Genomic DNA, 26,806 nt, shown 5'->3' with positions numbered 1-26,806 from the left:
GAAGATTTACTGAGCGACCGTCAAAGCTTGTTGCAGACGGGGTAAATCTTGTCCCTTCTGATGCAGAAGCAGCCAAGACTGAAGTAAATCAGGCCCCTGTAAGTCTCCAGTCAATCCGGCACGTAGCGATCGCATCACTAGGCCTTTCTTGACGTTCTGCTCTTTCACCACCTGCTTGATGATGTCTTGCGCTTGCTCGGCAGTCAGACTGTGGTCGCTTGGTAAAGCTGCAGCCACCGCTTGCAAAGTAGCAGCCGAGCCTGCTTGCTGGAGTTGTGTCTTAGCTTCGTCAGTGAAAGCAATCGGGTTGAAGAACAACTGGCTCATCTCGACTGCATCTTTTAGAAGTACCAAGCTCGCTGCTAGTAAAGTCGTGAGCTCCTCTAGCCAAGCGCGATCGCCTGTGGGATCAAACTCGTATCCGGCAGCCTGCCAGAAGGGAATCAACAGATCTGTCAGGCGATCGACAGGCATCGCATGTAGGTATTGGCTGTTGATCCAGTTCAGCTTATCCCAGTCAAACTTGGCTCCTGCTTTGTTGACGCGATCAAAGCTAAATAGTTGAGCCGCTTCGGGTAAAGTAAACAGTTCTTGCGTAGCGTCTGGTGCAGACCAACCGAGCAAGGTCATGTAATTAGCCAACGCTTCAGGCACGTAGCCCATCTGCTTAAAATCGGAAATGGAAGTGACGCCATCCCGCTTAGAGAGCTTGGCTCCCGATGAGTTTAGAATCAGTGGCGTATGACCGAACTCTGGCGCTGTAGCACCTAAGGCTTCGTAGAGCAGAATCTGCTTGGGGGTATTGCCGATGTGGTCTTCTCCCCGAATCACATGGGAAATCTGCATGTCGATGTCATCGACCACCACCACAAAGTTGTAGAGGGGTGGTCCAACTTCATCAGCGGCAGCGGCCCGCGCAATCACCATATCGCCGCCTAGATCTCGCCCTTTCCAAGTGACTTTGCCCCGGACTAAGTCATTCCAGCTAATTTCTCGATCATCTTCAATTTTGAAGCGAATGACAGGCTGACGGCCTTCAGCAACAAAAGCCGCTTCTTGCTCAGGCGTGAGGTTACGGTGACGGTTGTCGTACCGAGGAGCCTCGCTTCTCGCCTTCTGAGCTTCCCGCATGGCATCCAACTCTTCCGGCGTTTCGTAGCTGCGGTAAGCTAAGCCTTTGTCGAGCAGAGATTGAATTGCCTGCCGATACAAGTCCATCCGTTGAGTTTGGTAGAACGGCCCTTCATCCCAGGTCATGCCTAGCCAGGTCAAACCTTCCAGAATGTTTTGGGTGTATTCCGGACGCGATCGCTCTATGTCAGTGTCCTCAATCCGCAAGATGAATTGACCACCCTGATGGCGGGCAAACAGCCAGTTAAAAACCGCAGTTCTGGCAGTACCAATATGCAAGTTCCCTGTGGGGCTGGGGGCAAGACGGACTCGAACAGTCATAGGTCAAAAAATAGAAGGATGCAACAGGAAGGATGAGGGATGAAAGAATTCTAATTCATCCTTCATCCCTCATCCTTCATTACTTATTTTACGGGACTGACGGGGCTCGAACCCGCAACTTCCGCCGTGACAGGGCGGTGCTCTAACCAATTGAACTACAGTCCCTTGCAAGTCGCGATTTCTATTATGCTGATGTTTCACGGGTTTGTCAAACGTTTTCTCAAATTTTTCTTGAGGGATTTTTTAAATGCCAATTCGGGATGCGGTGGAGGCTGACCTACCCGCGATCGTAGAAATTTACAATGCCACCATTCCTAGCCGCAGGGTCACAGCGGATACTCAACCTGTCACCGTAGAGAGCCGTTTGGCTTGGTTACGCGATCGCAACTATCAATCTCGGCCTTTATGGGTAATGGAACAGGAGCAGACTGTGGTGGGTTGGCTCAGCTTTCAATCTTTTTATGGCAGACCCGCCTACCAAGCCACCGCCGAAGTGAGTGTTTACGTAGCTGCACCTTATCAGCGTCGAGGAATTGGGCAAGTTCTTTTGCAGCAAGCAATTCAGCGCAGCCCGCAGCTAGGCTTAAAAAACTTGCTCGGCTTCATCTTTGCTCATAACCAACCGAGTTTGCGGTTGTTTGAGAAATTTGGCTTCCAGCAGTGGGGCTATCTCCCGCAAGTCGCTAGTCTCGATGGAGTAGAGCGAGATTTAGTGATTCTGGGACGCAAAATTTCTGGCGCAGAACCCCTAGACCAACTCTGAGCAAAGTGATTCCTGCAAGAAACCTACCAGCCACTCTTTGATCTGGTAAGTGGCTCGACAATCATCTTCGTTGTACTGCACGATCGCATCTAGGTAAGCGCGATCGCCTGTTTCTAGCCACTGGCTATACCAGCAAATTGCCTGGGCTCCATTCGCTTTGGCATCGCGCCAGTCAAACCCCACCCAACGAGCAATCGGTTTGAGGGCATAGCTTTCAACGGGCAAAATTACAGTACGAGTTACCCGCTCATGCAAATCAACGAAGCGGCTGAGCAGTGGTCGTACCCAAGGAGATGGTGTGTCGTACAGCTTCGCCAAGCGCGCTACGGTTTGAGGCTCGTATGGGCAGAAATGAAAAATCGGAGCATCTGGATAGTCGTTGACTAATTCCAAAAACTGCTGCCAAACCAAAACCTCGTCTTCTGGCCGCTCTGCCAACAAAGGGTGGAATGTTTCTTGCTGAGTTCGGCGATCGACGACCAATACTCCATGTAGAAAAGCCACATTCAGGTCTGGTTCGGCCTCAATGTCAAAATAAAGTTCCACTGGGGCAGTCGGCAGTTCTTGGGACAAGTTCAAAGGCTTGCCAGAAGGTGACTTGTCTGGGTAGGCGATCGCTCGGTTCTCTAACACAGCTTGCGCTTGCCAAACTAGCCTTTGAGCTACTTCTGGGCCAAAGCCAGGTAAAGTCTCCAGCCTGGTTGGTGTAGAACTGGCTAAAGATTCGACTGTAACTAGATCAAGGGCTTGCAACTGAGTGTAGCGGCTAGCAGTGACTCCAGGCAGCAGCGATAGATGCCGTTGCGCTTGCGCTACTCCCGAACAGTAGTTCAGCCAACCACACAGGTTACAGCGGTTACGAGCAATGAAAACTTCGGGGGCTTCTGGGGCAAGCAGAGTTTGCAAACACTCTTGCAAAATCGTTTGCATCTGGGGCAACAAAGTCCACAAATCGACTTCGTAAGCTCCTTTTTCTCGCAGAATCAGCCAACTTGTCTCAGGCCAAGCGCCTTGCACCGCAGCCAAAACATAGGTATGAAACGTAGCCAGAATTTGGTACTCCAGCTTAGGGCGCTTGCCTAACCTAATTTCAGTTGGGACGTAAATCCAATCGCCAAAGTAAGACTGACCAGGTTGCTTGATCAGGAGATCGGGCTGACTCACCAAGGTCACTCCTTCTGGTGTCTCCCTTAGGAGAATCCCTTGGTAAATGCACTCTACTCCCTGCCGCATCATTTCCAGGGTGGCTTGGCCCCCGGCAATCCAATCTCTCGGCGGCCAGGTGGGTTGCTGCCAAGCATACTCTGTCAACACAGTTCGTCGATGAGCCGCGCTGTCCTGGATTAACTTGAGCAAGTAATCGCTCGGAGGATCTCGTTGAGTGAGATCTCCATAGATATCTAGGAAGGCTCTTCGACTACAGCGTTGATACTGTAGTAGGAGTTCAGTAGTCAGGAACATGCCTTCAACGCTAGCAGGAAATTTGCTTAGTTGTGGTATTTAGAGACTGCTAAATCAGCCTACTTTGTCGAAGAACCCAGATTCATCTCAGGATTAGCAACGCCAAAGGGCCTCTGGTGGTTGTATATGAGAATGATTTGAGTAGTCCATACCACTCAAATCATTCCAAACTTTGGCCCTACCAGAACGCTTACTTACGCACGAAGCCAGCGGGATCTAGACGCACGTTGGCACAAACGATGCCAGGGCCAACAGGAGTGCCTTGGGTCGAGTGAATGTTTAGGTAGCCAATGTCTGCCAAAGCAACCGGGGCAGATAGCTGAACAGGGCTGAAGGGTGAACCAACCCGACCAAAGCCACCAACACTAGATTGCAGTGGTGCGATCGCAGCCAAATCTGTAATAACGCCGCCACCGACTTCGGAATCTAATAGAGCTTTATCGCCTTCGCAACTGGTGGGGTTAGTACCAGTCAGAGCGCCATGAAAGTGATAAGGCAGAGTCTGGCTAGGCTCTAAACCTGTGGTCGCGAAGTAGTAGCCTGTGACTTGATCTTCGTCGTTCACCAGTAGGGCACCACTGCCTAAAATCTTGCTAAAGCGAGGCTGGTAGCCAGGAATGACTCTGGTGCTAGCCGTTTCTCCAGCAGTAGAGACAAGCACGATGGGAAGAACTCGTTGGTCAGAAGCTTGCTCGGCAGGAGCGGGGGTTTCCTCGGCAGGGGTCTCTTCAGCGGGAGCTTCTTCAGCAGGAGTCTCCTCGGCGGGGGTTTCCTCGGCGGGGGTCTCTTCGGCGGGAGCTTCTTCAGCGGGAGTCTCTTCAGCTGGGGTTTCCTCGGCGGGAGCTTCTTCAGCGGGAGTCTCTTCAGCTGGGGTTTCCTCGGCGGGAGCTTCTTCGGCGGGAGTCTCTTCAGCTGGGGTCTCCTCGGCGGGAGCTTGCTCTTGAGCGATCGCGCTCTGCTCCCCGACCAAAGCCATGCCGATGCTGCCACTAGCACCCATTACAGTCGCTAGTCCAACAATCAGAGCAGATTTCAGCAGGGAGCTACGTAGTTGCCAGTTTGCCATAGGGACTCTAGTTCCTCACACGAACATTAAATATTTTTCCTTAAACAATTTATAAGAATCTATCTAATTGGGGATGTATCCCAGGATTGATTTCTCTAGTCAAATTGCTAAATCATTGGAAATTCTAAGGCTACGCTCATGTCGTGATAACTTAAATTGCTAAAATGCTAGGGCTTGCCCACTGATTTGAGCAGCTATGACCAGCACGCTTCCGGTTCATCACCTTCTAGAGCGTCATCGCCACCAGTTTCCTGCCTTAGCGAATAAAGCTTATTTCAACTACGGTGGTCAAGGCCCAATGCCCCAAGCGGCTTTAGCAGCGATGCAGCAAGCGCACTTGCATATGCAACAAGCTGGCCCATTTTCTAATAGCAGCAATGTCTGGATTAATCAGGAATCTCAGCAAACTCGCCAAACGATCGCCGCAGAGCTGGGCGTAACGGCTGAAACCATCACCTTGACCGATAGCGTCTCGACGGGCTGCAATATTGCACTCTGGGGTATCAATTGGCAACCTGGCGATCGCATTTTGATGACTAACTGTGAGCATCAAAGCATCATTGCTGTGGTTCAAGAAATTCAGCGTCGGTTTGGCGTAGCGGTAGACGTTTGCTCGCTGATGGCAACGCTGAATGCAGGTGATCCAGTAGCGGCGATCGCGCAACATTTAACAGCTAATACTCGCCTGGTTGTTCTCAGCCATATTCTGTGGAACACGGGCCAGTTGCTTCCCCTAGGAGAAATTGTGGCGGCTTGCCACGCCTACCCAACTCAACAACATCCAGTACGGGTTTTAGTGGATGCAGCGCAATCGGTCGGGGTGTTACCGCTCGACCTGGCAGCACTAGCGGTCGATTTTTATGCGTTTACAGGCCATAAGTGGTGGTGTGGACCTGCTGGAGTCGGTGGATTATACATTCGCCCAGACGCTCTAGAAACGTTGCAACCAACCTTCATTGGCTGGCGAGGCATCACCACGGATGCTAACGGCCAACCCGTGGGCTGGGAACGAGGCGGCAAACGGTTTGAGGTAGCCACTTCCGACTATGCCTTGTATCCTGCGTTGAGAGTTGCGATCGCGACTCAGAGCGAATGGGGTTCAGTGGAAGCTCGTTATCAGCGGATTCAAACTCTGAGTGCTTATCTGTGGCAGCAACTGAAGGAATTATCTTCTGTGCATTGCTTGCGGACTGCACCACCGGAGGCAGGTTTGGTTTCGTTTCAGCTGGTAGATCAAGCTTCTGGGCGATCGCACCGCCAACTGGCCCAGTTTTTAGAGAGCCAAGGTTTAATGGTTCGTACCATTTTGAATCCTGATTGTGTCCGTGCTTGTGTGCATTACCTGACTTTAGAATCGGAGATCGATCGCTTGGTGGTGGGCGTGCAGCAGTTTTGTCAAACGGTGGGGTAGGAGGAGAGCTTAGGCATGTCGCGACCCGTTTTATATGTGGCAATCACCAATCACGGTTTTGGTCATGCCACTCGTGCTGCTTCGGTAGTGGCAGAAATTCAACGCCTCTGCCCAGAGATTTTGGTGGCAATGGTGACAACGGCCCCCCGGTGGTTACTGGAGTCGTATGTGACTGGCGATTTTATTCACCGTCCCCGTGGCTTAGATGTCGGGATTATCCAAAGCGACAGCATCACGATGGACAAAGCCGCCACGCTGGAAAAACTGCGGCATATCCGGGCCCAAGAGCGATCGCTGATCGCCTCAGAAGTGAACTTTATTCAGCAAAATCGTGTGGGGCTGGTGTTGGCAGATATTCCACCTCTAGCTGCCAAAATTGCCAAAGCCGCAGGCGTACCTTGCTGGATGATGAGCAACTTTGGTTGGGACTTTATCTATCAAGCTTGGGGCGGTGAGTTTGTAGAAATTGCCGATTGGATTCGGGGTTGTTTCCAACAGTGCGATCGCCTGTTTCGCCTACCTTTCCACGAATCGATGAGCGCCTTTCCCACCATTACAGATGTGGGTTTAACCGGAGGCTCGCCTCGCTTTGATTTAGATCAGCTCCGCTCCACGTTTAATCTCACTGCCCCGCCAGAGCGAACCGTTTTACTCACCTTCGGCGGTTTGGGTCTGGATCAAATTCCCTATCAGAATTTGCAGCGCTTCCCTGATTGGCAATTCATCACCTTCGATCGCCAAGCTCCAGATTGGCTCAACATACGCCAAGTCACCGATCACCAATACCGTCCGGTTGACTTTATGCCGCTGTGTGGCCGTTTAGTCTCCAAACCGGGATACAGCACCTTTGCCGAAGCCTGCCGCCAAAACTTACTGATTATTACCATCACGCGCGATGACTTTGCCGAATCGCCTGTCTTGTTAGCAGGCATTCAGGATCATGCTCAGCATCAAATTCTGCAACCAGATGAATTTTTCCACGGCGACTGGGAGTTTTTACGCCAATTACCCCAAGCGCCACGGCAATCTGAAGCGGTCAGAACCGATGGCAACCAGGCGATCGCTGAAGCGGTGATTCAATACTTTGCCCAGTAAATTCATTCAATTAACCAGCTATTCAAAATTCATGCGCCATTACCAACGTTTCGTGACCATCTCAACTGCGGGTAAGTCGCTAGCTAAAATCACCTCCAAAATTCAGGCGATCGTGGCAGAGTCGGGGATTGAGACGGGACTCTGTACCTTATTTTTGCGGCATACTTCGGCGAGCTTACTGATTCAAGAAAACGCTGACCCAGACGTGTTACGCGATTTAGAAAACTTTTTTGCCAAGCTTGTCCCCGAAGATAGCCAACGCTATATCCACAGCGCTGAAGGCCCAGACGATATGCCTGCTCACATTCGAACGGCCTTAACTCACAGCTCCGAGCAAATCCCCATTTCTCAAGGACGCTTAGTCCTAGGCACCTGGCAAGGCATTTATGTGTGGGAACATCGCCAACGCAGTCACACCCGCGAGCTAGTGGTACATATCACTGGAGATTGAAACCCGCTCAATGTCGCACTTTTACGGGCACAAAATTTCTGAGAAGCGATCGCAACGGTGCTTTCACGGTATCTCTGCTAGCTGCCTTTTTATAGGATGAATCCGGAAAATGGAGCATCCGATAGGGCGATCGCAGTATGTCAAGTTTGTCTTCCCGCAGTTCGCGATCGAGTTGGCGCAAGACTTGCCCTAAACAGGTTTGGTTAAGCTACGCTGCCTTGTTTGCAGTCCTATGGACGATTCCACCCGTTTTTCATTACATCAAGCAGGCCCAACGCGGCCATCCGTTAGATGCTCACTATTTTTGGGCGGAGCTATCACCGGAAAAAGTTTTCCATCTCGGTCTCTATAACGGTCCTGGTGGCAGCAATTGGAAGATTGGTCTGCCGATCGCGACTCTTTGGACTGCTTCCGCACCCCGCTCTTTGCCAGAGCTACAGAAGCTTGGCCTGGAGGTGATGAACCGCGATCGCCAACTCAACGGCTTGCCTACTTTGGTAGAAGATCCGCTCCTCTCCCAAGCCGCGCAACTCCATGCCCAAGACATGATGAATCGGCACTATTTTGCTCACAACTCGCTTGAGGGCCGCACGCCCACCGAGCGGTTTCACGCGATCGGTGGGGCTCCGAGAGTGGGCGTAGGAGAGAACATTATTTATGTCCAAGACTCCAGCGTCGGACTCACTTACCGAGATATTGAAATGTTTCAGAAGGGCTGGATGTATAGCAACGGTCATCGAGACAATATTTTGAAGCCAGAGTACGTCAAGTTTGGCTACGGCATTGTGATTGACCCCTTATCCGGGCGCAAATTTGCAGCTCAAGAATTTGCGGTACCCGCTCCGACTCCCTAACCAATTTCTCAGCAATCTTTCAGTCAGCTCGGCATCAGGAATACATCAAACGCTTCAACTTTCTACTACCTTTAAAGCAGGTGGGAACAACCCGCAACAGATTCCTTCTACCAAATTGTCTTGCTAGGTGTTTTGGCCAACTTAGGCTTTTGTATAGCCTAGAGTCATTTGCCAAAGCAGTTCTAGCAGTTCATTGATGTTGAACTTGTCGCCATTCGAGAACATGCCGCAGTTTTTCTGGCCTCAGCCGCGAGTCGCCTCCTCCCCAGCCATCCCTTCAGCCTTACCACAACGTTATCAAAGGTGGATGCAAGGGCTCTTATGCAGTGCTGCTGTCGCGCTTAGTTGCAGTATTGCCAGCCCTAGTCATGCGGCAGAACGGCTCACATTGCGCCTCGGCCCCTTTCAGCAGACGATCGCGATCGCGGATTTAGAAGAATTTGCCAAGACGGGAAAACTGTCTCCCGCACTCAAACCTTATGCGCTAGTCTTGACCCCTGATATCCGCAAAGCTCTGGCCGATCGCCTAGAACTTGACCCGAATATTGGCGATCAAGTCGTGAATGAGCTGTTGCGCTCCCCCGCTGGCCAAAGAATGCTAGCTGCCTTGGGCGTGGCGATTCCGGGTAGTAATGTAGAACAACTGCAAGCCGCGATTACGCTGGCAGCCCGTCAGGTCGATGGCTTGAGTGTCCTGGCGATCTTGAGAGCATTTCCTCAAGAAACTGTGACCGTAGATGTTACTTCGATCGCAGCGCTCGCTTCTCAACTCAACTTTTCCTACTGGGAAAGCCAAGCTCTCAGCCCCATTTTAGAGCGCGAGTTGAAAGTAGACTCTGCTTTTACTGCCGCCTTTGACCCTACGGTGCCTGGACCTCAAGTCGTAGAGCAAAAGACTCTGGTGCTGCGCGATCGCCAACGCCAGCGTACTCTTCCTGTGGATCTTTACTGGAGCGATCGCCCTAGTGGTCCTTTGGTTGTGCTTTCTCACGGCTTTGGCGCGAATCGGACTTTCCTGGCTTATTTGGCACGTCATTTAGCTTCCTATGGGCTGACGGTAGCCGCGATCGAGCATCCTGGCAGTAACATGGCCTGGTTAGCCAGTCCTTCACCAGGTCAGGCTCGCGATACTTTACTCTCAGCCGCCGAGTTTGTTGAGCGCCCCAGAGATGTCAGCTTTTTGCTAGATCAGTTGGCACAACTGAATCAGAAGCCTGGTGCCTTGCGGGGGAAGCTGAATACAAACCAAGCTAGCGTCATGGGGCACTCGTTAGGAGGGTACACAGCCCTGGCTTTGGCAGGAGCGGAACTGAATGTGGTCGGGTTGCGCCAGTTTTGCCAAGAGCACATCCCCCTCGGTTTATCTCCCGCCGACTGGTTGCAATGTACCGCTATTGATCTACCAGAACGTCGGGTGAGCTTGCGCGATCCAAGAGTGGTGCAGGCGATCGCCCTCAATCCCGTCATTGGTCGCTTGTTTGGGCCAGAAGGGTTGAAGCGAGTCGCGACGCCAACTTTGATTTTGACGGGTACAGAAGACAGCCTGACCCCGACCCTAACCCACCAGTTACAACCTTTCGCCCAACTGCCTAATCCTAAATATTTAGTCACCGCGATCGGAGGAACTCATCTGAGTGTGGGTGATCCAGCGAATTTTAGTGACTTGATTACCCAAAGTGCTTTAGTGCGAGAACGGCAAGGCAAAGAAACTGCAAATCTTCGCCAATTGCTGCAAGGAGTGAGTTTGGCTTTTATCAAGCAACTGACTCCAGAGGCCAAGCAATACCAACCGTTTTTAACTTCTGGCTACGCCCAATCACTCTCTACAACCCAAATTCCGCTACGCCTGAACACAAAATTGCCAGCCAGCTTAGCGCCTTGGATGAAAGTAGCAGCCCTGCCACCCCATCAACTGAATACTCAAGTAAATCAGCAGGTTTCGGCGTTGGCCTATTATTTCGTGGCTTGTAACTCAGTGCTTTACACCGTTAGTGCCTCATTTGGCAGCTCTGCGTGGCAACTCGGTTCGCGTCGTCCAGGTTCTAACTGATCGTTTCTAGCTGATTGGGATGGCAAAAGCTCAATTGGTTACATTCCAACAGAACGAGTCACCAGTTTGTACACTGGGAGTAGGATCTAGCAACTGAACTATCTTGCCAACCAGCTTGGGGCTGCACGATTGACGCTGCATGACGTAGCCTAGCTCCCTTGCAAATGCTGGTATCCGAATCCCCTCTTCACTGGTCACCTCTGGTGGTAACTCTACCTGCTCATAGTCTGTGGCTGATTGGCGGCATGCTCTGCCTAGCCTTAGGGACGCTGATTCCTGAACCGAGCATCCCAGCTTTAGGCATCGCCGCCATCATTACCGCGATCGCCACCATTGGCGTTCCTTCTCCCCTCGCCCAAATGATTTTATGGGGGGTGCTGTCCTTCACCCTAGCGAGTTTCATGCGATCGCTGATGCCGAAAGAAGCTAAAACTCTCAAGCACGATACCGAAGCTTGGGTCAGAACTGCCATTCCGGCAGGTGGAATGGGGCTTGTCATCTATGAAGGGACGCTTTGGCAGGCTTGCTGTCAGTTGCCAGATGTGGCGATCGCAATCCAGCAGCGAGTTTATGTAGTGGGGCGGCAACGCAACACCCTCCTGGTTATCCCTGCCAACTACCCGGACCTTAACATTTCAGACAGACTCCCCTCAAGCTGACTAAACTAACCACTAAACTGAAAAGTCGTAGTCTGAGTAATTTTGGCTCTGCGTTTCTGCCCAACCCACTCATCGGGAGTTGATTGACTTATGGAGTCTATTCTTGCCGCCTTAGCTTTAGTCATTGTCGGTTATACCGTTGGCTCTGTAAAAATCATCAACCAAGGCAACGAGGCGCTAGTAGAACGTCTAGGCCGCTATCACCGCAAACTTACTCCCGGTTTGAACTTTATTGTGCCCTTCGTAGACTCCATCGTGCTGGAAGACACGGTACGGGAGCAGGTGTTGGACGTAGAACCCCAAGAAGCCATTACCAAAGACAACGTGGCTTTGAAAGCGGATGCAGTGGTTTATTGGCGGATTCTAGAGCTAGAGCGAGCATTCTACTCGGTAGAAGATGTGGAGTTGGGGATTAAAAACCTGGTGCTAACAACTCTGCGATCGGCTTTGGGCCAAATGAAAGTAGAAGACACCTATTCATCTCGCTCCGAAATTAACCAAACCCTACTGCATCAGCTCGATGAAGCGACCGCAGCTTGGGGCGTGAAAGTAACGCGGGTTGAGGTGCAGAACATTTCACCGCCTCCCTCCCTCCTAGAATCGATGGCGCAGCAACGAGCGGCGGAAATTCGCAAGCGGGCTTCCATTTCTGAGGCAGAGGGCACGGTTGAATCGATGCGGTTAATTGCGAAAGCGCTGCAAGCTCAACCCAATACGAGTGAGGTGCTGAAGTACCTAATTGCTCAGCGGTATGTAGAAGCCAATGAAAAAATTAGTGAAAGTCCTAACTCCAAAGTCATTTTCATGGACCCGAAGGCTTTGAGCGAAGCTTTGGAGAACTTGATGGAAACACCAACCACGCCCGATGGTTTTGATCCGGGACTCGGTGGCGGTCCTGGTAATGGTGCTTCATCCTGAACTCAGGCAGGTTTTCCCTGTAAGTTAAGCCAGTTCTTGCCGCCAAATTGCATCTGCTACAAGGCAAACATCTCGCATTTCCTGGACATCATGCAGTCGTAGTAAATCAGCGCCGCCAGCGATCGCGGCACAACAAGCAGCCGCTGTTCCCCAGGCTCGTTGCTGCGGGTCCGGCTGATTCAAAATATGACCAATAAAACTTTTGCGAGATGGGCCCACCAAGATCGGGCAACCTAACGCTCGAAACTCTGAGATGCGGCGCAGCAGTTCTAAGTTTTGCGAGTAAGTTTTGGCAAAGCCAATCCCTGGATCAATCATTAGGTGAACAGGGTTAATTCCCGCCGCGATCGCCGCCTCTATGCGAGCTTGCAAAAAGGCTTGAATCTCGCCGACTAAGTCTTGGTAATCAGTCAACTGTTGCATTGTCTGAGGGGTGCCTCGGATATGCATCAAGATCAGAGGGACTTGTAGGGCAGCCACAGTAGATAGCATCTCTGGATCAAAGGTTGCACCCGAAATATCGTTGATGATGTCAGCTCCAGCCTCTACCGCCGCTTTAGCGACAACCGCTCTGGTTGTATCCACCGAAATTGGCACATCCAGTTGCGATCGCACCGCTTTTATCACCGGAATTACCCGCGCCAGTTCTGTTTCTACATCTATCTCAGTGGCTTGGGGTCGGGTAGACTGCCCCCCAATATCTAGAATGTCTGCACCAGCCGCAACTAAATGTTTGGCCTGCTCTAAGGCTGTCGCCAAGGAGTCAAATTGTCCACCATCACTAAAGCTGTCTGGCGTAACATTCAGAACTCCCATTAAGTAAGTACGTGCTCCCCAATCGAAGCGATTATTTCTAATTGTCCAGGTAGCACGCATTAGCATTGAAGTCACTAGATATACAGTAGCGAAAGATACCGAATAGACTATTCTGAAGGTGAAGTCAACCCACGTAGGAACTCGGTGGTCATTTCAGCATCTTGCTATACAACTAGATATAGAGACGCTTAGTTATACAGCAATAATATTTAGCCGTTATTTAGCCGTTTTTGAGCCAGTAGGCTAGCAAAAAAATATGACCAAAATTTTACTCGTTGAAGACAACGAGGTGAATTCTTTTATGATGTTACGACGGCTTCAAAAGCGCGGCTACCAAGTTGTACATGCCGCCGATGGGGTTCAAGCAATCGCGATCGCCCAAGCAGAGACACCCGACTTGATTCTAATGGACATGAGCCTACCCGTTCTGGACGGTTGGCAAGCAACTCAACAGATCAAGGCTGCTCCTACCACCCACACCATTCCCATCATCGCGCTGACCGCCCATGCCCTGGCAGGCGATCGCGAAAGATGTCTAGCCGCAGGGTGCGATGAATACGAAACGAAGCCAGTCAACTTCAATCAGTTACTAGAAAAAATGCACTTTTTTCTGAACAAGCCTCTTTAGGCTGCCCCTTTATTAACGTGGGGATTTTCTAGGATGCTGCGCTGGCAGTCTACTCCTTATGCTATTCCGCTCCTCATTGCCGCTGGGGTCTCCATTACCCTCGTGTACCTGGCATGGCGGCGTCGCTCTGCGAGTATTGCTAACACCTTTGCCCTGTTCATGTTGGGTGTTTCAGAATGGTTGCTCGGATATATCTGGGAACTGAGCAGCAGCGACCTCGCTAGCAAAGTTTTAGCAGGGAAAGTTCAGTACTTCGGAATTGTGGTGGTGCCAGCGGCTTGGTTACTCTTTGCCCTCCAGTACACAGGGCGAACCAAGTGGATGACTCGGAGAAACTTGCTCCTGCTGACCATTGAACCGCTGGTCATGTCTTTTCTGGTGTGGACGAACGAGTGGCATCGGCTAATTTGGTCCCAGACGGAACTTGGGCAAATTAGCTCCTACACCCTCCTGAGCGTGACCCACGGCATTGGGTTCTGGATTCATGCCGCTTACTCCTACCTCATAACTGGGTTGGGCACAGTTCTAGTCGTGCAAGCGTTGCTGCGTTCTCCTCAGCTCTATCGGGGGCAAGCTTGGGCTTTATTGATTGGGGCGATCGCGCCTTGGCTCGCTAATGCCCTCTACCTCTTACGCTTAAATCCCTTTCCTCACTTAGACCTCACCCCATTTGCTTTCACAGTCACAGGAGCCGCGACAGCTTGGGGATTGTTCCGCTTTCGTCTGCTCGACATTGTGCCTGTGGCTAGAGATGCCGTCATTGAAAGCATGAGCGATGGCGTGATGGTTTTAGACCTCCAAAATCGGATTGTAGACCTCAATCCTGCGGCCCAACAAATGATTGGGTGGAATGCCGCCGCGATCGGACAACCTGCCATGCGTGTGCTGGCCCAGTGGCCGCATTTACTACAGGAGTATGGCAACCTTTTAGAAGCACATACCGAAATCAGCTTTGGCACTGGCGAGGATGAACGCTGCTTTGATCTACGCATTTCTCCCTTGGCTGACTCCTACCGTCGCTTAACAGGTCGCTTAATCGTTTGGCGAGATGTGACTGAGCGGAAGCAAGCGGAGGTTAAATTGCAAGCGGCAAAGGAAGCAGCAGAAGCCGCTAATCGGGCCAAAAATACCTTCCTAGCCAACATGAGCCATGAGTTACGGACTCCGCTCAATGCTGTGATTGGCTACAGTGAGCTAATTCAAGAAGAACTGCAAGAAATGGGCCATGAGGAGTTTGCTTCTGGTTTGGAGACGATTGGCAGGTCCGGACATCATCTACTCGCACTGATCAGCGATATCCTGAATTTCTCCAAAATTGAAGCAGGCAAAATGGATCTCTATATCGAGACCTTTGACCTGGCGACATTAGTAGAAGAGGTCGTTGCCACCATTTACCTGTCTCTGAGAGAGAACGATAACAAGCTACAGGTCAACCTGGCGGCTAATTTAGGTTCTATGCAGGCTGACTTGATGAAGGTGCGTCAAGTCCTCTGCAATTTGTTAAACAATGCCACCAAATTCACGCAGCAAGGGCTGATCACCCTGACGGTCTACAAAAGCCAGACCAGCCTGGCTATAGGAGCAGCTACAAGCTTAGACTGTTTTATCTTCGAGGTTGCTGATACGGGGATTGGCATTACCCCAGAGCAGATGCAACAAATTTTTCAACCTTTTACTCAAGCAGACGCTTCAACTACCCGTCGCTATGGTGGCACTGGCTTGGGTTTATCGCTGAGTCGCCGTTTCTGTCAAATGATGGGGGGTGACATCACCGTTGCGAGTGAGTTTGGCCAAGGTTCCGTGTTTACCATCTGCTTGCCGACCCAGGTCAACAGTGAGGCCCCTTTGGAATAGTCTTTAACAGGGGCACCTCTTGTAGGTGCCCTGCTTGGGTATAGTTGCTAGGTTCTACGCTTGGTGGTTGACGATCCGGGCAAAGCTCTTAGGGTCTAAACTAGCCCCACCGACTAAAGCACCATCGATCTCTGGTTGAGCCATAATCTCATCGATGTTGTCTGGCTTGACAGACCCACCATATTGAATTGAGACATTGGCGTTGGTTAACTTCTGACGAATTAACCCAATCACGCGATTGGCTTCTGCTGAATCGCAAGTATCACCAGTGCCGATCGCCCAGATAGGTTCGTAGGCAATCACTAGATTCTGCTGGTCAACGCCGATTAAGTCTTTGGCCAACTGATTAAAAATTACGGCTTCTGTTTCGCCAGCGTCGCGCTGTTGTTTGGTTTCGCCCACACACAAAATGGGGGTGAGGCCATGCCGTTGAGCCGCTCTCAGGCGCAAGTTTACGGTTTCGTCGGTTTCACCAAAGTACTGTCGGCGCTCGCTGTGACCCACGACTACAAACCGCACACCAATTTCTGCCAACATGGCACCAGCAATTTCACCCGTGTAGGCACCCACGTCTTCCCAATGAACGTTCTGAGCGCCTAACTGAACTCGGCTACCATGCAAGCTCTTAGACAACAGTCCTAAATCTGTAAACGGAGCGCAAACGACTACTTCCCGCTCATCTGGGGTTGCATCCAATTCGGACATAAATCCTTGCAAAAACTCCAGGGATTCTGCCTGGGTTTTGTACATTTTCCAGTTGCCAGCAATAACGATTTTGCGCACGGGTGCTTCAGCCAAACTCACAACACTTTGAAATGCAACCTCCAGTTTAAGGCTTTGAGGGGGCAGTTTTACCTATTCTTCTTCGACTTGCTGTTTAGGGTGAAGTATTAGCCCAGAATTAAACTCAAAGCGATCGCCCTTCTCCAGTTAGGAAAAAAGCGATCGCTTGAATTAAAAGTTATAGCCAGTAAACCGATATACCAGTTCACTCACTAAAACTGGATGTTACTTATTCCGCAGTGACAGCTTCACGCGCCGCCGCAGCTTCGTCAGGATGAATGCCCAGGCGAGTCAGGTTGACGCGGCCCCGGTTGTCAATCTCCCGGACCTTCACTACCACTTCATCGCCCACAGCCACTTCATCTTCCACCTTGCCGACCCGGTGTTCAGCCAACTGAGAAATGTGGATCATGCCTTCCTTGCCAGGTAAGAACTCCACAAACGCCCCAATCGGAATAATCCGAGTCACACGGCCTGCATAGACATCTCCCGCATTCAGCTTGCGCGTCATGCCTTGGATGATGTTGCGGGCTCGCTTCGCCTTTTCGCCATCGACTGCGGAGATGGTGATGGTGCCATCATCTTCGATGTCGATCTTGGCTCCGGTTTCTTCGGTAATGCCTTTGATCGTCTTACCACCTGGGCCAATGATCATGCCGATCAAATCTTGATCGATCTTGATCGTCAGCAGGCGGGGCGCGTAGGGTGAGAGTTCCTGACGCGGTTGGTCGATCGTCGCCAACATCTTATCCAGGATGTGCATCCGGGCAGGCTTGGCTTGGGCGATCGCCTTGGAAATGATTTCCATTGACAGCCCAGTGATCTTCATGTCCATCTGTAGCGCTGTGATGCCGCTATCGGTTCCAGCCACTTTGAAGTCCATGTCACCCAGGAAGTCTTCGATACCTTGGATATCGGTCAGAATTCTGACTTCGTCCCCTTCCTTAATCAGACCCATTGCCGCACCGCTGACCGGCTTGGTAATCGGTACACCCGCATCCATCAGAGCCAGGGTAGAACCGCAAACGGAACCCATTGAGGTGGAGCCGTTGGAAGATAGCACCTCAGACACAACCCGAATCACATAAGGAAATTCTTGTTGAGTCGGCAAGACAGGCACTAAGGCTCGTTCTGCTAAGGCACCGTGACCCACTTCCCGACGACCAGGCGATCGCATGGGCCGAGTTTCACCCACCGAGTAGGGAGGGAAGTTGTAGTGGTGCAGGTAACGCTTTTGCTCATCGGGGTGCAGGTCGTCTAGCTCTTGGGCATCGCCAGGAGTCCCCAATGTGGCAACCGACAACACCTGAGTCAAGCCCCGGTTGAACAGGCCAGTGCCATGTACACGCGAGGGCAGTACCCCGGTACGACAGGAAATGGGCCGTACTTCATCCAACTTCCGACCATCCACGCGCACCCCGTCTTCAATGACTTGACGACGCATAAGGGTTTTGGTGATGTCTTTGAAGGTATTACCTAGAGCTTTGGAGTTTGCGGCTGCGGCGACTCGTACCGGGTCAGTTTCTTCCAAAGCCGCAATTTCGCTAGCGATCGCTTCTTTGACCTGATCTAAAGCGGCATCCCGTACCTTTTTGTCTGGTTCAAAGCGGGCCAGAATCTCTTTAATCTGAGCCGTGGCGCGATCGCGAATGAACGTCTCTAGCGTCGAGTCGATTTCGGGGGGCGTTTCTTGCACCAGAGCAATGCCCAACTCCTCTAGCAAATCACGCTGAGCTTGAATCAGGTCGCGGACGGCTTCATAACCAAAGTCGATCGCCTCGATCATGTCTTGCTCAGGCAATTGGTTTGCGCCTGCTTCCACCATGACCACGCCATCGGGAGAGCCTGCAACAATCAAATCCAAATCGCCAGACTCGATTTCGGTGTAGGTCGGGTTAATAATAAAATCATCACCCACCAAACCGACGCGCACGGCTGCCATTGGGCCATTAAAGGGAATCTGAGCCAACAACACCGCAATGGAAGCTCCCGTCACCGCTAGCACATCGGGGGGGACTCGCTCATCCATTGACACGGTGGTTGCCACCACTTGAATGTCATCCCGCAACCAACCGGGGAATAGTGGCCGCAGGGGACGGTCAATTAGACGGCTGGTCAGGGTTGCTCTCTCAGGGGGACGACCCTCACGCCGGAGAAATCCGCCTGGAATCCGACCTGCTGCATAAAGTCTTTCTTCGTAGTCCACCAGCAATGGCAAGAAATCAATTCCTTCTCGCCCCGTGGCTCTTGTAGCCGTCACTAGAACCGCCGTATCGCCCGATTGAATTAATACTGACCCGCCTGCTTGAGGGGCCAGTAAACCAACCTTAAGTCGAATATCCCGTCCATCAAAGGATATTGACTTGTCTATCTCTACCATGTAGCGTTCGTTCCTTTGTTGTTCTTATTTTTTTCTTCTGTGGCAATCGTAGCACTGATGCCCTTGTGCTGCCTTTACAGGAGAGTCTTTGGAGGCGATCGCTTGAATAAATTAGCCAAGGCAATTCCTTGCCTAGCCCTCAATCTTTAGTCATTCAACTCAACAATAATTAATGATTTTTTGTGGAGAGTTCGCTAGAAATTGCAGGTATAAACCATGTCTTCGATGGCTGATTTTGTCATTGCTTGCTCATAACACTGAGCCGAGAGATGCTCACGGCTTGAGCAATAATTCAACAAGTTATTGGTAAGCACAATCAGCGTAAAGACCGATATAGAATGAGGGCATCAACTTGAGAGCCATCACCTAACTGTACGGCTTCAGGAATTCGGCCAATGGTGCTGAATCCTAAAGATTGCCATAGGCTTATGGAAGGGGTGTTGGTGGCAAACACCAAGTTAAATATCACGGCCTCATAACCTTGGGCAGTGGCGAGCGCTAACATTGCCTCTCCCATCCAGCGCCCAATTCCTTGGCCCCGCAGACTCGATTCCACAATAAACCCAGCATTGCAGAGATGGCTGCATCGTCCCGAAAAGTTGGGCTTGAGATAAAACGCTCCTAGGATGTTCGGTAATTCTTGGCCTCCTAGGTCTTGGCCCTCTAGGTCGTTCGCCCCCCGCACGACAAAGGCATCATGAGTCGCCCAATAAGCTGCAAATTCACTTTCGCTCAAAGGTTGTATTTGAGGATAGGTTTGGCCTTCAATAATGACAATATTCAGCAGTTCCCGAACCCACTCGCGATCGGCAAACTGCATCCGATCGAGCTTGGCTGACATTCCATTTCGTAGCGTTTTATAGAGCGGCAACTGGATATTCATTCAGTAATTAACAAAAGACTGATCAGCTCAGAATTCTTAGTTCGAGAAAGTCATGGCTACGCAGATGGCAAGCTTCGGTAGGTTTTACTCCAACTTTTAATCCTGATAAAATTCGGCAACTTAAAATCGCATGGCAATTTTACACGGTAGTTGGTTACTGCAAACTTCCAAAAATATGGCTCATCAGAGTGCATCCGGACTAGGCGAGTATTCACCTCTGAATTTCACAGGCTGTTTTTTTGTTTGGGGTGAGACGTGGCGACGGATTGCTGAAGACACTGCCATTACCACTGACCAAGTTCCTGAGCATCCCTTCGCGATCGCACCTAGTGAGTTAGCCGATTTCCTGCGATCGCTGCAACAAGCGGGCAAGCTCAAGTGGACGTTACCAACTCCGGCAGCCAATGCCGCTACGCCACCTCCAGACGCAAGCTCAACTCCGGCGGGACGCTCTCGTAAACGTACTGCGAGTACTGCGATCGCTGTTGAACCTGCTACCACTGCCGATGGCGAGATCACTTGGCGATCGCAAGTTTTGGCTTTGCCCACTTGGGTTACAGCCACAGCCGCTATCCCACAACATTCGGCTGCGGCAGTTAGTGAAGCTGAAGTCACACCCGATGCCCTCTGTCTCTCTCCTTGGCGAGTCGAAGGCTTTTGTCTACCACCCTTGGCTGCAATGCAATTTTTGCAGGCTTTGCCGCTGAGTTCCTTTGGTGCCGAAGACTCGTTTGTGGGCGATGATTTGCGGTTTTGGTCCCACATGGCTCGTTGGAGCCTAGATTTGCTGGCGCGATCGAAGTTTCTGCCAATGGTGCAAACCAATGGCAATACAGTAGTTGCTCATTGGCAAGTGCTTTTAGACAGCGCCACTGACCAAGCTCGATTAGAAAAGTTTGGGCAGCGCTTACCTGCGGCTTGCCGCACTTATCAAGCTGCATCTCAAGCTGCGTCACAAGTTCAAGCCCTAGACTTACCCCTAGCTCCGCAAGATTTGATTCGAGAATTCTTAAACAATACGCTGGATGCACAAGTTAGAGCGATCGCAACTCCTCCAACTTTTACGCCAGCTTCAGGCGATCGCCGTAAACCAGACGCGGCAATTGATCCAGCCCTGCAACTGTGGCTTCAAGCATTAAGCACTGAATCTGGTTTAGTAGCAACCGATTCAACGACCGTAGGGCGTTTAGAAGCCGCTTTGAATACCTGGACAGCTCCGCTCCAAGATTATTTGGTGGAGCAGCGACGGTTTCGGACTTGCTTCTATTTGCACCCTCCGGTCAGCGGTCAAACGGAATGGCTCCTAGAGTATTTCTTGCAGGCAGCTAATGATGCCGACTTTTTGCTGAGTGCCCCCACCATTTGGAGCAATCCAGTGGAGCGGTTAGTATATTTAGGCCGCACGATTGAGCGACCACAAGAAACGCTACTAGCAGGCTTAGGCCTCGCTTCAAGACTGTACCCGTTGCTAGAACCGAGCTTACATGAGCAACGACCTCAGTTTTGTCGTCTCACCGCTTTGCAGGTGTACGAGTTTATTAAAACAGCAGCTTGGCGCTTGCAAGACAGCGGCTTTGGCGTGATTCTCCCCCCTGGGCTAGCCAACCAAGAGGGCTGGGCCAACCGTCTCGGACTGAAAATTCAAGCAGAGACTTCTATTGCGGGCGATCGCCGTTTAGGGCTACAAAGCCTGCTGAATTTCCGCTGGGGTTTGTCCATTGGGGGTCAAACGCTTTCCAAAGCAGAGTTCGACCAGTTGGTGGCACTCAATACACCTTTAGTCGAAATCAATGGTGAGTGGGTAGAACTGCGTCCTCAAGATATCCGCGCCGCCCAGAACTTCTTCGCAGAACGTAAAGACCAGATGGCTCTTTCTCTAGAGGATGCCTTGCGAATTAGCACAGGCGACACTCAAGTGATTGAAAAGCTTCCCGTTGTGAGTTTTGAAGCTTCCGGTGCCTTGCAAGAGCTGATCAATGCCCTCACCTCTGGCAGTCAATCTGTAGAAGCGATCGCCACTCCTACCACTTTCAAAGGAGAACTGCGCCCCTACCAAGCCCGTGGTGCAGGATGGCTAGCATTTCTGGAGCGCTGGGGTTTGGGGGCTTGCCTCGCGGACGATATGGGTTTAGGTAAAACCGTGGAGTTCATTGCGTTCTTGTTACATCTACACGAGCAAAACGCTCTAGAACAACCGACCTTGTTGGTCTGTCCCACTTCTGTATTAGGGAATTGGGAGCGAGAAGTAAAGAAATTTGCTCCCACCCTCAAGGTGATGGTGCATCACGGTGACAAGCGTCCTAAAGGTAAAGCTTTTGCCAAAACTGTTAAAGGTCAACATTTAGTCATTACAAGTTACGCGCTGATTCAGCGAGATCTGAAGGATCTACAAACTGTGAGTTGGCAGGGGGTGGTGCTAGATGAAGCTCAAAATATTAAAAACCCAGACGCTAAGCAATCGCAAGCAGTCCGACAGTTAGAGAACCACTTTCGCATTGCCTTGACAGGAACTCCCGTAGAGAACCGCCTCTCCGAGCTGTGGTCCATTTTGGACTTCCTCAATCCTGGCTACTTGGGGCCAAAGAACTTCTTTCAACGACGGTTTGCGATTCCGGTCGAGCGTTATGGTGATACTGCCTCGCTCAAAACTCTGCGATCGCTGGTGCAACCCTTTATCTTGCGCCGCCTCAAGAGCGATCGCAGCATTATCCAAGATTTGCCCGAAAAACAGGAAATGACTATTTTCTGTGGGCTGACTGCCGAGCAAGCAAAACTATATCAGCAGGCTGTCGATGCTTCCTTGGCCGAAATTGATAGCGCTGAAGGCATTAAACGGCGAGGCATGATTTTGGCACTACTGGTGAAACTAAAGCAAATTTGTAACCACCCAGATTTGGGGAAGGATGAAGGCGGAAAGAGGAAGGATGAAAAAACAACTACTTCATCCTTTAAAGCTCGTTCAGGCAAACTTCAGCGCTTGGAGGAGATGCTGGAAGAAATTTTAGCGACGAGTGAAGAAGTAGGTGCCAACCGAGCCGATCGCGCCCTAATCTTTACTCAGTTTGCTGAATGGGGCAAATTGCTACAAGACCACCTACAAAAACAGCTCAAGCAAGAAATTCCATTCCTATACGGCAGCACCTCCAAGAAACAGCGCGAGGAAATGGTCGATCGCTTCCAACAAGATCCACAAGGCTCTCAAATCTTCATTCTTTCCCTTAAAGCAGGCGGAGTAGGTCTCAATCTAACTCGCGCCAACCATGTCTTCCACTTCGATCGCTGGTGGAATCCAGCAGTCGAAAACCAAGCGACTGACCGGGTATTCCGTATCGGTCAAACTCGCAATGTCCAGGTGCATAAGTTTGTCTGCAACGGCACCCTGGAAGAAAAAATTCATGAACTAATCGAAAGTAAAAAAGCCTTGGCCGAGCAGGTAGTAGGAGCAGGTGAACATTGGCTAACCGAGCTTGATACCGATCAACTCCGCAACCTGCTCTTGCTCGATCGCAGTGCTGTGATTGATGAGGATGCCGAATGACCCACTATTCTTCTAATCTCCCTAAAAACAACCCACCGCCCAAAGCTACCACTGCCGCCGATGGCGTTTCTCTCCAACCCAGTCGCGAGTGGTGGGCACAGCGCTGGGTAGATGTTCTAGAGTCCTTTGGCTGGCGGCGACGGTTAGAACGAGCTCGCAATTACGCTCGGCAAGGCAATGTTTTGGCACTAGAGTTTCAAGGGCCAAAGGTGTCTGCCCAAGTTCAAGGCACCGCTCCTGAGCCGTACCAAGTCTCGCTCTCCCTCGATCCGTTCGACGATGAACAATGGGGATATGTGATTGAGACCATGTCCCAGCGAGCAATTTTTTCAGCCAAACTACTAGCGGGAGAAATGCCTCAGAGCATTGAAGAGGTCTTTACTAGCAATGGTTTAAGCTTGTTTCCGTTGACGCGGTTCGATATCCACAGCAAATGCTCTTGTCCCGACCCTGCAAACCCTTGCAAGCACATTGGAGCGGTTTATTATCTGTTGGGCGATCGCTTTAGTGAAGATCCGTTTGTTCTGTTTGAACTTCGAGGTCGCACCAAAGAGCAAATTATTGCGGCCCTGCGACAAATGCGGAGTGCTAACAGTGAGGGAACGTCAGAAACAGCACCAGAAGAAGCAACGAATGAGCGATCGCAACTCATTACCCCTCTCAATCTCGACCAGTTTTGGCACTACAACGAACAACTAGAGTCCTCTTTGGTAGTAATTGCGCCTCCTCCTAGCACAGAAACAATTCTGGATGTGCTCGGCCCTATCTCTATCAAGCCAGAATCTAGCTCCAGTGCTGCTACGGCTCAACCTCCAACTTCAGCCGCAATGGATCACCTGCGCTCCATCTACATAGCTGCCAGCCAACAGGCCGTGTTATCAGCCATGAACACGGAAGGCAGTTAATTAGAACCACTGTGGGGTTGGTGTTTATTGACCAAACTCTAAGCGAGCTTGCTCGACGAGTTCAGCCGTCACCGTATCCATCTCCCCTTCTCGCGCTAAATGCTCAATCCGCTGGCGTGCCTGCGATCGCACGAAAAAGGGAATGTTTTGTAGTTTCACTTTCGCTTCAGGAGTCCATTTCAAAGCGTCAGTCAGGTCAGATTCGCGCATACAATTGCTTCCTTAGCTTGTCTTGTATTCAATTATTTCAAGGCCTCAATCTTTTATAGCTTCGTTTGTTATTTCTTCATTTTTGTGAAAATAAACTTATGAGCAAAACAATGGAGCACTTTCCAGAACTCAATGATTTACGTCTCTGCCGTCACGGCATGATGCTCTACAACAGAAATGACGTTTTCATCGGAAGATCACTTGCTTTTTATGGCGAGTACTCTGAATCTGAAGTGGAACTTTTTCAGCAACTCTTAAAACCAGGAAATTTAGTCATTGAAGCTGGAGGAAATATAGGCGCTCATACTGTTGTGTTTGCTAAAACTGTGGGACGGGACGGCCTAGTTCTTGTATTTGAGCCACAACGTATCGTTTTTCAAACCCTTTGCGCCAACTTGGCTCTCAACAATTTAACTAACGTGAGTGCAAAACAAGTAGCCTTAGGACAGAAAGTTGGTACAACGAAATTACCCCCTCTTAATTACGAAGATCCTGAAAACTTCGGCGGGATATCTCTAGGCAGGCAATACGATGGAGAGGAAGTAGATATTAAAACTATCGATAGTTTGGACTTACAGCACTGCCATTTAATCAAAGTAGATGTAGAGGGCATGGAGAAGGAGGTATTGGGTGGAGCTTTAAATACAATTAAACGTCTACGGCCTTTTCTTTATGTGGAAAATGACCGTCCAGAACACTCAGAAGCTTTAATCAGTCTCATTCAGTCTCTTAACTACCGTCTTTGGTGGCATTTCTGCCCACTGTATAACCCTAATAACTTCGACGAGAATCAGGAAAATATATTTGAAAATCTAGGCTCTCTTAATATGCTGTGCATTCCTGCAGAGATTCAAACTGAGACAGCTTTGAGCGAAGTTAGTGGGCCAAAAGACAATCCCTTTAACAAAATCACTTTGTAGGTTACATGAGGATTTATAACAGTAGATTTGCGCATTATAGTGACGTTCGCAGCATGCCCTTTGGACAACGAATTTTATCGGCATGACCTAAAATACTGTATCCAATAAACAGTTGAAATAAAGACCTTAAAAAAGACTCCTGCTTTAAGCAGGAGTCTTTAGAGATTAACTAGTCGTCAAACCAAAGTTTAATTTACTAGTCGAGGTCAGGCATGGAGAGTACAGGCTCACTTTCACGGTTGATGCCTCGCTCAAAACCAGCCGCAGCAGCCCGTGCACGACCCGCATGCCACAGATGACCGACTAGGAAGAAGAAAGCGAGCACAAAGTGAGAAGTTGACAACCAAGCGCGAGGAGACACGAAGTTAACAGAGTTAATTTCGGTTGCCACACCACCTACAGAGTTCAAAGAACCTAGAGGAGCATGGGTCATGTACTCAGCCGCGCGGCGTACTTGCCAAGGTTGAATGTCGTTCTTGATCTTGTTGAGATCTAGACCGTTGGGACCACGTAGAGGCTCCAACCAAGGACCACGGAAGTCCCAGAAGCGCATGGTTTCACCACCGAAGATGATTTCACCCGTGGGGGAGCGCATCAGGTATTTACCAAGACCTGTAGGACCTTGAGCAGAACCGACGTTTGCACCCAAGCGTTGGTCACGAATCAAGAAGGTCATCGCTTGCGCTTGAGACGCTTCAGGACCCGTAGGACCGAAAAATTCGCTGGGGTAAGCAGTGTTGTTGTACCAAACAAAGCAAGAAGCGATGAATCCCATCAGGGACAGAGCGCCCAAGCTGTAGGAGAGGTAAGCCTCACCTGACCAGATGAAAGCGCGACGAGCCCAAGCAAAAGGCTTGGTGAGAATGTGGAAGATACCACCGAAAATGCAAACCAGGCCGACCCAAATATGACCGCCGACGATGTCTTCTAAGTTGTCAACGCTGACAATCCAGCCATCGCCACCAAAAGGAGACTTCAAAAGGTAGCCAAAGATGGTAGCTGGGTTCAAGGTGGGGTTAGTAACAACCCGCACATCACCACCACCTGGTGCCCAAGTGTCGTAAAGACCGCCAAAGAACATCGCCTTAGCCACCAGCAACAGAGCACCACCTCCCAACAGGATCAGGTGAATGCCGATGATGGTGGTCATCTTGTTCTTGTCCTTCCAGTCGTAGCCAAAGAAGGAGGAGTACTCTTCTAGGGTTTCGGGACCACGGACAGCATGGTAGATGCCACCCAAACCAAGTACCGCAGAAGAAATGAGGTGCAGTACACCCACTACAAAGTAGGGGAAGGTGTTGATCACTTCACCACCAGGACCCACGCCCCAGCCTTGAGCAGCCAAGTGCGGTAGCAAGATCAAGCCTTGCTCGTACATCGGCTTTTCGGGCACAAAGTGAGCGACCTCAAACAAGGTCATCGCTCCAGCCCAGAAAACAATCAGACCTTGGTGAGCGACGTGAGCGCCCAACAGCTTACCAGACAAACTAATTAGACGGGCATTACCAGCCCACCAAGCAAAACCAGATGACTCTTGGTCGCGGCCACTGCCCGCAACCACTGGATTAGAGAGCGTTACCACGGGGCAGAACCTCCTCAGGGAAGACAAAGTTTTCGTGTGGCTGATCTTGAGGTGCCATCCAAGCGCGGATGCCCTCGTTCAGCAAGATGTTCTTCGTGTAGAACGTCTCAAATTCAGGGTCCTCCGC

General features: G+C 50.7%; 22 protein-coding genes, 1 tRNA gene and 1 pseudogene. 13 read left to right on the top strand and 11 right to left on the bottom strand.

Translation table 11 applies throughout. From position 1 onward, the window contains the following. Window positions 1–6: 6 nt before the first annotated feature. Window positions 7–1,452 carry a glutamate--tRNA ligase gene (gltX, locus tag H6F72_RS13990; RefSeq protein ID WP_190436478.1) on the bottom strand — a complete coding sequence of 482 codons (1,446 nt, stop codon included), beginning with the start codon at window positions 1,450–1,452 and terminating at the stop codon, window positions 7–9. Between the two features lie 91 nt (window positions 1,453–1,543). Continuing rightward, window positions 1,544–1,617 (bottom strand) — tRNA-Asp (locus tag H6F72_RS13985). Window positions 1,618–1,699: 82 nt separating this feature from the next. Here H6F72_RS13985 and H6F72_RS13980 point away from each other — a divergent pair. Next, on the top strand, window positions 1,700–2,215 hold the full coding sequence (locus H6F72_RS13980; RefSeq protein WP_190436475.1) for a GNAT family N-acetyltransferase: 516 nt from the start codon (window positions 1,700–1,702) through the stop codon (window positions 2,213–2,215). On the opposite strand, the gene H6F72_RS13975 is transcribed toward H6F72_RS13980, so the two are convergent. Both H6F72_RS13975 and H6F72_RS13970 read right to left on the bottom strand, forming a co-directional pair. Then, window positions 2,201–3,676: a TM0106 family RecB-like putative nuclease gene (locus H6F72_RS13975; protein WP_190436472.1), complete on the bottom strand. Its 1,476-nt coding sequence runs from the start codon at window positions 3,674–3,676 to the stop codon at window positions 2,201–2,203. The two genes, H6F72_RS13980 and H6F72_RS13975, sit on opposite strands and share 15 nt — an antisense overlap. 190 nt (window positions 3,677–3,866) lie before the next feature. Further along, window positions 3,867–4,742, bottom strand: coding sequence for a hypothetical protein (locus tag H6F72_RS13970; RefSeq protein ID WP_190436469.1), 876 nt, complete (start codon window positions 4,740–4,742; stop codon window positions 3,867–3,869). Between the two features lie 196 nt (window positions 4,743–4,938). Between H6F72_RS13970 and H6F72_RS13965 the strand changes: the two genes are divergently transcribed. The 7 genes from H6F72_RS13965 (at window position 4,939) to H6F72_RS13935 (ending at window position 12,180) form a co-directional block, all read left to right on the top strand. Then, window positions 4,939–6,153 carry an aminotransferase class V-fold PLP-dependent enzyme gene (locus H6F72_RS13965; RefSeq protein ID WP_190436466.1) on the top strand — a complete coding sequence of 405 codons (1,215 nt, stop codon included), beginning with the start codon at window positions 4,939–4,941 and terminating at the stop codon, window positions 6,151–6,153. A gap of 15 nt (window positions 6,154–6,168) precedes the next feature. After that, window positions 6,169–7,248, top strand: a complete 1,080-nt coding sequence (locus tag H6F72_RS13960; protein WP_190436464.1) for a glycosyl transferase — start codon at window positions 6,169–6,171, stop codon at window positions 7,246–7,248. 52 nt (window positions 7,249–7,300) lie between these two features. Further along, complete coding sequence (locus H6F72_RS13955) at window positions 7,301–7,699, top strand: secondary thiamine-phosphate synthase enzyme YjbQ (protein ID WP_370527502.1); 399 nt, start codon at window positions 7,301–7,303, stop codon at window positions 7,697–7,699. A 137-nt stretch (window positions 7,700–7,836) separates the two neighbouring features. After that, complete coding sequence (locus tag H6F72_RS13950) at window positions 7,837–8,553, top strand: CAP domain-containing protein (RefSeq protein ID WP_190436459.1); 717 nt, start codon at window positions 7,837–7,839, stop codon at window positions 8,551–8,553. Between the two features lie 196 nt (window positions 8,554–8,749). Then, window positions 8,750–10,603 (top strand): alpha/beta hydrolase, encoded by a 1,854-nt coding sequence (locus tag H6F72_RS13945; RefSeq protein ID WP_242016936.1) that lies wholly within the window; start codon window positions 8,750–8,752, stop codon window positions 10,601–10,603. Window positions 10,604–10,806: 203 nt separating this feature from the next. Beyond that, a complete protein-coding gene (locus H6F72_RS13940; protein ID WP_313930245.1) occupies window positions 10,807–11,262 on the top strand; it encodes an NfeD family protein in 456 nt (151 codons plus the stop codon). Window positions 11,263–11,352: 90 nt separating this feature from the next. Further along, window positions 11,353–12,180: an SPFH domain-containing protein gene (locus tag H6F72_RS13935; protein ID WP_190436456.1), complete on the top strand. Its 828-nt coding sequence runs from the start codon at window positions 11,353–11,355 to the stop codon at window positions 12,178–12,180. A 24-nt stretch (window positions 12,181–12,204) separates the two neighbouring features. Here the strand turns inward: H6F72_RS13935 and folP are convergent, their stop codons facing one another. Continuing rightward, window positions 12,205–13,062 (bottom strand): dihydropteroate synthase, encoded by an 858-nt coding sequence (gene folP, locus H6F72_RS13930; protein ID WP_190436454.1) that lies wholly within the window; start codon window positions 13,060–13,062, stop codon window positions 12,205–12,207. A 190-nt stretch (window positions 13,063–13,252) separates the two neighbouring features. On the opposite strand from folP, the gene H6F72_RS13925 reads away from it, so the two are divergent. Continuing rightward, a complete protein-coding gene (locus H6F72_RS13925; RefSeq protein ID WP_190436450.1) occupies window positions 13,253–13,624 on the top strand; it encodes a response regulator in 372 nt (123 codons plus the stop codon). Window positions 13,625–13,657: 33 nt separating this feature from the next. Then, window positions 13,658–15,478: a histidine kinase N-terminal 7TM domain-containing protein gene (locus tag H6F72_RS13920; RefSeq protein WP_190436447.1), complete on the top strand. Its 1,821-nt coding sequence runs from the start codon at window positions 13,658–13,660 to the stop codon at window positions 15,476–15,478. Window positions 15,479–15,532: 54 nt separating this feature from the next. Here H6F72_RS13920 and tpiA read toward each other — a convergent pair whose 3' ends face one another. The 3 genes from tpiA to H6F72_RS13905 all read right to left on the bottom strand — a co-directional run bounded on the left by tpiA (window position 15,533) and on the right by H6F72_RS13905 (window position 19,524). Further along, window positions 15,533–16,261 (bottom strand): triose-phosphate isomerase, encoded by a 729-nt coding sequence (gene tpiA, locus H6F72_RS13915; protein ID WP_190436444.1) that lies wholly within the window; start codon window positions 16,259–16,261, stop codon window positions 15,533–15,535. A 229-nt stretch (window positions 16,262–16,490) separates the two neighbouring features. Then, a complete protein-coding gene (locus tag H6F72_RS13910) occupies window positions 16,491–18,641 on the bottom strand; it encodes a polyribonucleotide nucleotidyltransferase (protein WP_190436439.1) in 2,151 nt (716 codons plus the stop codon). A 316-nt stretch (window positions 18,642–18,957) separates the two neighbouring features. Next, on the bottom strand, window positions 18,958–19,524 hold the full coding sequence (locus H6F72_RS13905) for a GNAT family N-acetyltransferase (protein WP_199299092.1): 567 nt from the start codon (window positions 19,522–19,524) through the stop codon (window positions 18,958–18,960). 130 nt (window positions 19,525–19,654) lie between these two features. Between H6F72_RS13905 and H6F72_RS13900 the strand changes: the two genes are divergently transcribed. Both H6F72_RS13900 and H6F72_RS13895 read left to right on the top strand, forming a co-directional pair. Then, a complete protein-coding gene (locus tag H6F72_RS13900; RefSeq protein WP_190436437.1) occupies window positions 19,655–23,062 on the top strand; it encodes a DEAD/DEAH box helicase in 3,408 nt (1,135 codons plus the stop codon). Next, a complete protein-coding gene (locus H6F72_RS13895; RefSeq protein ID WP_242016935.1) occupies window positions 23,059–23,967 on the top strand; it encodes an SWIM zinc finger family protein in 909 nt (302 codons plus the stop codon). The genes H6F72_RS13900 and H6F72_RS13895 overlap by 4 nt, the downstream gene beginning before the upstream one ends. Window positions 23,968–23,991: 24 nt before the next feature. Here H6F72_RS13895 and H6F72_RS13890 read toward each other — a convergent pair whose 3' ends face one another. Next, window positions 23,992–24,177, bottom strand: coding sequence for a PCP reductase family protein (locus tag H6F72_RS13890; RefSeq protein WP_190436434.1), 186 nt, complete (start codon window positions 24,175–24,177; stop codon window positions 23,992–23,994). A 98-nt stretch (window positions 24,178–24,275) separates the two neighbouring features. On the opposite strand from H6F72_RS13890, the gene H6F72_RS13885 reads away from it, so the two are divergent. Beyond that, complete coding sequence (locus H6F72_RS13885) at window positions 24,276–25,097, top strand: FkbM family methyltransferase (RefSeq protein ID WP_190436430.1); 822 nt, start codon at window positions 24,276–24,278, stop codon at window positions 25,095–25,097. A gap of 196 nt (window positions 25,098–25,293) precedes the next feature. Here the strand turns inward: H6F72_RS13885 and psbC are convergent, their stop codons facing one another. Next, window positions 25,294–26,679 carry a photosystem II reaction center protein CP43 gene (psbC, locus tag H6F72_RS13880; RefSeq protein ID WP_190436428.1) on the bottom strand — a complete coding sequence of 462 codons (1,386 nt, stop codon included), beginning with the start codon at window positions 26,677–26,679 and terminating at the stop codon, window positions 25,294–25,296. Further along, window positions 26,663–26,806: pseudogene (locus H6F72_RS13875) on the bottom strand (photosystem II protein D2); the annotation flags it as partial. The gene psbC and the pseudogene H6F72_RS13875, both read right to left, overlap by 17 nt.

It is taken from the genome of Trichocoleus sp. FACHB-46, assembly GCF_014695385.1.
Taxonomy (GTDB): domain Bacteria; phylum Cyanobacteriota; class Cyanobacteriia; order FACHB-46; family FACHB-46; genus Trichocoleus.
This window is presented reverse-complemented; position numbering and strand designations above follow the sequence as displayed.

Coding starts and splice junctions, on each gene's coding strand:
- folP (WP_190436454.1), bottom strand. CDS start 13,062: ATGCTAATGCGTGCTACCTGGACAATTAGAAATAATCGCTTCGATTGG.
- H6F72_RS13970 (WP_190436469.1), bottom strand. CDS start 4,742: ATGGCAAACTGGCAACTACGTAGCTCCCTGCTGAAATCTGCTCTGATT.
- H6F72_RS13965 (WP_190436466.1), top strand. CDS start 4,939: ATGACCAGCACGCTTCCGGTTCATCACCTTCTAGAGCGTCATCGCCAC.
- H6F72_RS13950 (WP_190436459.1), top strand. CDS start 7,837: ATGTCAAGTTTGTCTTCCCGCAGTTCGCGATCGAGTTGGCGCAAGACT.
- H6F72_RS13910 (WP_190436439.1), bottom strand. CDS start 18,641: ATGGTAGAGATAGACAAGTCAATATCCTTTGATGGACGGGATATTCGA.
- H6F72_RS13980 (WP_190436475.1), top strand. CDS start 1,700: ATGCCAATTCGGGATGCGGTGGAGGCTGACCTACCCGCGATCGTAGAA.
- H6F72_RS13890 (WP_190436434.1), bottom strand. CDS start 24,177: ATGCGCGAATCTGACCTGACTGACGCTTTGAAATGGACTCCTGAAGCG.
- gltX (WP_190436478.1), bottom strand. CDS start 1,452: ATGACTGTTCGAGTCCGTCTTGCCCCCAGCCCCACAGGGAACTTGCAT.
- H6F72_RS13905 (WP_199299092.1), bottom strand. CDS start 19,524: ATGAATATCCAGTTGCCGCTCTATAAAACGCTACGAAATGGAATGTCA.
- H6F72_RS13885 (WP_190436430.1), top strand. CDS start 24,276: ATGAGCAAAACAATGGAGCACTTTCCAGAACTCAATGATTTACGTCTC.
- H6F72_RS13945 (WP_242016936.1), top strand. CDS start 8,750: ATGTTGAACTTGTCGCCATTCGAGAACATGCCGCAGTTTTTCTGGCCT.
- H6F72_RS13900 (WP_190436437.1), top strand. CDS start 19,655: ATGGCAATTTTACACGGTAGTTGGTTACTGCAAACTTCCAAAAATATG.
- H6F72_RS13895 (WP_242016935.1), top strand. CDS start 23,059: ATGACCCACTATTCTTCTAATCTCCCTAAAAACAACCCACCGCCCAAA.
- H6F72_RS13920 (WP_190436447.1), top strand. CDS start 13,658: ATGCTGCGCTGGCAGTCTACTCCTTATGCTATTCCGCTCCTCATTGCC.
- H6F72_RS13925 (WP_190436450.1), top strand. CDS start 13,253: ATGACCAAAATTTTACTCGTTGAAGACAACGAGGTGAATTCTTTTATG.
- H6F72_RS13960 (WP_190436464.1), top strand. CDS start 6,169: ATGTCGCGACCCGTTTTATATGTGGCAATCACCAATCACGGTTTTGGT.
- H6F72_RS13975 (WP_190436472.1), bottom strand. CDS start 3,676: ATGTTCCTGACTACTGAACTCCTACTACAGTATCAACGCTGTAGTCGA.
- H6F72_RS13935 (WP_190436456.1), top strand. CDS start 11,353: ATGGAGTCTATTCTTGCCGCCTTAGCTTTAGTCATTGTCGGTTATACC.